At 39.6% G+C, this 2,481-nt stretch carries 3 protein-coding genes and 1 pseudogene; all 4 read left to right on the forward strand.

Going from position 1 to position 2,481, the window contains the following annotated elements:
• Positions 1-69 precede the first annotated feature (69 nt).
• Positions 70-144: pseudogene (locus tag CK510_RS34505) on the forward strand (hypothetical protein); the annotation flags it as partial.
• 379 nt (positions 145-523) lie between these two features.
• Positions 524-670, forward strand: a complete 147-nt coding sequence (locus CK510_RS33100) for a hypothetical protein (RefSeq protein WP_211293347.1) — start codon at positions 524-526, stop codon at positions 668-670.
• The gene (locus tag CK510_RS29305; RefSeq protein WP_095724973.1) at positions 654-890 is read left to right on the forward strand and encodes a hypothetical protein; all 237 of its coding nucleotides are present in this window, start codon (positions 654-656) and stop codon (positions 888-890) included. The genes CK510_RS33100 and CK510_RS29305 overlap by 17 nt, the downstream gene beginning before the upstream one ends.
• Positions 891-1,118: 228 nt before the next feature.
• Positions 1,119-2,481, forward strand: a 1,363-nt coding sequence (locus tag CK510_RS29310) for a sensor histidine kinase (protein WP_095724974.1), incomplete at its 3' end; no start/stop codon positions are given.

Raw genomic sequence — 2,481 nt, forward strand, 5'->3', positions numbered from 1 at the left:
TGACCGAATCGTCTGGATTACAAGCCCTGTGAGGCTTAATTAAATTTTTGGGTCAAAAATGAGCGAACGTACAGTAAACAGATCGCTTCGCTGAACTACTTACTTACCTCTCATGTTTGGCAGCAAGATCACAATGGTTTTTCGGTATTGAGTAAAAACGGCACGTCAGTAAAAAAAGGTATCTTGAAAACGCCTGAAATAGCCATTAAACTCAATGCCAACAGGCTTTACGTGCCAATTATACTTAATAGCCTTTCAACTATACCTGTTGCATTATCCTGAGATATTTCACGCACGCTCCACAACTACCTAAAGTTGTAGATAGGTGCATGTCCCCTATTTTAGACTAAAATCTCCGAATCATTTATATACACTGACTTCAAGATGACATAGACTTGGAAGAGATGTTGCTATAATTTTTTGTACCGGATTAGACCAATAGAAATAGGCTCTTTTAGTCAATTTATATTAAACCTCTACACAGAGAACCTGGCATTGAGGAAATAGAAGCGTACAATAAACAGTGAATGTCGGTAAAGCAACAATAGTATTGGAGGTATTGGATGTTATATTTATTGCTCCACCTACCACCTTACTAGATAAAGCTTTCTTCGGAACCTTTTGGAGAAAACCAATTTTAGGTACATCGATTTATGAATATGAAAGATAAAATAACCGATGCGGAACAACGTGTTGCCGATAAGGTTGAAATTGCAGTCCGTCTAGATTCCGAGTTAATCGAACAAATCCAGCATCTCACAAATGATCCTAGCAAAGTCATTGAAGTTGCCATTCGTCAGTGGTTGCGTGGTGATGTACCCAGAGACGACGAACTAACTCGTACCCCCGTTCGTAAACCTATCCCTCCTCGTGGTGAGTGGAATGACTAAAAATTAGAAATAACTCTTGACAAAAGTATTAAGAAATGTGTTTTTTGTAATACTGGAGTGAAGAACATCGAAAAAACTACAGGTAAACATCCCAAAGCTGTAAAATTTTATGCCAAACTTTAATCAGCGATACTCCAGGTGAGTTTTTACTCTCTGAGAATGCCCTTGACAAATTCACTGGCATTGTCTCCTGATTTTGGTTGCTATTAACTTATCCAAATTTGAGTCATGAGCATTACTGCTAATTCCCAACTTTCAAAGGTATTGTCAAAAAACTTGGAATCGAATGCTAGTAACACTGATGGTTCATGGGAAAGTTTAGGAGCCGAACTTGTTTACACTCAAGATCGGGCAGGACAGTATTTGAGCTTTAATTTGCATGTCAGTAATGATTCAGGTAGTAATTATGAAATTAAAACAGAGGATATTGTAGCCGATTTAAATGGTAATGAATCCTTAGTAGCAGTTGATGAAGATGCCTACTTACAAAGATTGGATCGAATTTTAACAACATTAGTACCCGAACGTTGTCAGTGCTGGTTTAGATATCGTCAGCATTTGTATGAATTAGAGTTAGCAATTTCTCCAATTATGCGGACATTGGGTAATCCAGCAACTACAGTGTTGGTAATGGGACGATTATTGCAATCGATTCCTGGGGAAAGTTACCCTAACCCACTTCCCCATCAAGGTAAAATGTCATTAACAATGCCGACTCAGATGGAGTTGACATTGCGATCGCAACAGCATCGAAAGTTAGTTGAAAAATTTACCCGAAATATTCGACGTACCTTAGATTTAGAAGTGATTTGGCAGCAAACAGTCGATAGTTTAGGGGGATTATTGCGTTTTGAGCGCTGTGTGATTTTTCCCTATCATCCCGGTTACTCCACTTTAGAAGCGATCGCAGAATATCGGCAATCCCATGTTAGTTCCATGCTCGGTTTAGAAATCGACATAACCTTAGAACCAGGATTTGTAGAAGCGCTCCAAAAACTCAAACCAATTATCATCGAAACACCACAACATCCCTATTTACAAAAGAAAAGAATTTTAGTCGCCGCAACCAGTTATAAAGACCAGCCCAACAGTATAATTGTGGTAGAGATATGTAACGAATGTTACCCATTGACCGGTGAAGAAATAGAACTGGCAAAAGAAGTAGCCGACCAAGTAGGAACTGCGATCGCCCACGCTACACTATACAAAGAACTGGTTGCCGCCAGACAGCAAGCCGAAGAAGCAACCCGTCGGAAAAGCGAATTTCTTGCCAACGTTTCCCACGAAATTCGTACCCCCCTAAATGGGATTATTGGATTTTTGAAATTAATCCTCGATGGAATGGCAGATACTTCCGAAGAGCAAGACGAATATTTGAACGAAGCACACAAACTATCATTACATTTATTCGACATCATTCAAGACCTTCTAGACTTTGCCAAAATCGAAGCCGATAAAGCAGATTTGGAAATGGGTTCGGTAAGTCTAAATGAATTATTTGCCGATGTCGGCAACTCAATGCGCTTGCAAGCAGAACATCGGAACTTAAGTTTCCAACTGCAAACACCCGATACCTCCGACGAGATTGTGG

Origin of the sequence: Brunnivagina elsteri CCALA 953, assembly GCF_002289455.1 — a bacterium.
Taxonomy (GTDB): domain Bacteria; phylum Cyanobacteriota; class Cyanobacteriia; order Cyanobacteriales; family Nostocaceae; genus Brunnivagina; species Brunnivagina elsteri.

What these genes read in the sequence shown, in the direction of transcription:
- CK510_RS29305 (WP_095724973.1), top strand. Translation starts at nt 654, where the DNA reads ATGAATATGAAAGATAAAATAACCGATGCGGAACAACGTGTTGCCGAT.